General features: G+C 60.3%; 2 protein-coding genes. Both read left to right on the top strand.

Annotated features, from left to right (window positions below; all coding sequences use genetic code 11):
• On the top strand, positions 1-468 hold a 468-nt coding region (locus tag EJB06_RS31475), incomplete at its 5' end, for a flagellin (RefSeq protein ID WP_267876925.1).
• Positions 469-858: 390 nt separating this feature from the next.
• On the top strand, positions 859-1,280 hold a 422-nt coding region (locus EJB06_RS31470; protein ID WP_441295160.1), incomplete at its 3' end, for a flagellin N-terminal helical domain-containing protein.

Genomic DNA, 1,280 nt, shown 5'->3' with positions numbered 1-1,280 from the left:
GCCAACGGCGCCGCCTCCGGCGCCACGGCGGCGGTTGCCACCGGTGCGACCTCGACCTCGATGGGCTATGTGTCGATGAACTCGGACAAGGGTTTCTCGGTCGGCAGCAGCGGTACCAACGCGATCGCCGCCAGCACCGCCGCCACCCTCAATACCGTTTCCGGTATCGATGTGTCGACCGCCAAGGGCGCATCGCAGGCGCTGAAAGTGCTGGACTCGGCCCTGGCCAACGTCAACAGCCAGCGCGCTTCGTTCGGCGCACTGCAGTCGCGTTTCGAAACCGCCGTCAACAACCTGCAGTCGACCTCCGAAAACCTGTCTGCCTCGCGCAGCCGGATCCAGGATACCGACTTCGCTTCGGAAACAGCCAAACTGACGCGCGGCCAGATCCTCCAGCAGGCAGGTACCGCGATGCTGGCCCAGGCCAACTCGCTGCCGAACGGCGTGCTGTCCCTGCTGCGCGGTTAATCGCCAGCGTCGTCTCCTTGCATCCCCGGCCGGCCCTCGGCTGGCTGGGGAATTTGATTGAAACGGTCCATCCTCCCAGCAGAAGCTTGTTTTACATGCAATAAAGCCGAGGCGCAATGCCCGCTTACCGACTCCCTGGCCTCGTTCATGAGCGCCAAAAGAATTTTATTTTGCCCTCAAGTTCGGGAAAACGCTGTCGTCTAGCGCCTTGCCCCCTCACGCCTTGAGGCCCAAAAGAAAAAATATACACCCAAAATCCCCCTAAACTTTCCAGACCGCAATCCGTTAAATAAAAGGACTACGGTGTGATTGTCTCGGAACGAAAGGGGCACACCAAGGCGAACGGCACAGAGCCAAACTGAATAAAAAGTAATTGCAAGGAGTACTACCATGAGCGTCATCAACACCAACATCGCCTCCCTCAACGCACAACGCAACCTGACCACCTCGGGCTCCGGCCTGGCGACTTCGCTGCAGCGCCTGTCGTCCGGTTTGCGTATCAACAGTGCCAAGGACGACGCGGCTGGCCTGGCCATTTCGGAACGTTTCACGTCGCAGATCCGCGGCCTGGACCAGGCCCGGCGCAATGCCAACGATGGTGTGTCGATGCTGCAAACGGCGGAAGGCTCCCTGCAATCGACCGGTAACATCCTGCAGCGCGTACGTGAACTGGCTGTGCAGTCGGCCAACGCCACCAACTCGGCGGGCGACCGCAAGGCGATCCAGGCTGAAGTCGGCCAACTGTTGTCGGAAGCCGACCGCATTTCGCAAACCTCCGAATTCAACGGCCTGAAACTGCTCGACGGCAGCTT

The sequence above is a fragment of the Massilia atriviolacea genome (assembly GCF_003953935.1).
In the GTDB taxonomy this organism is placed as follows: domain Bacteria; phylum Pseudomonadota; class Gammaproteobacteria; order Burkholderiales; family Burkholderiaceae_D; genus Telluria_A; species Telluria_A atriviolacea.
The sequence above is the reverse complement of the archived record's forward strand: the minus strand, read 5'-3'. Positions and strand labels throughout refer to the sequence as shown.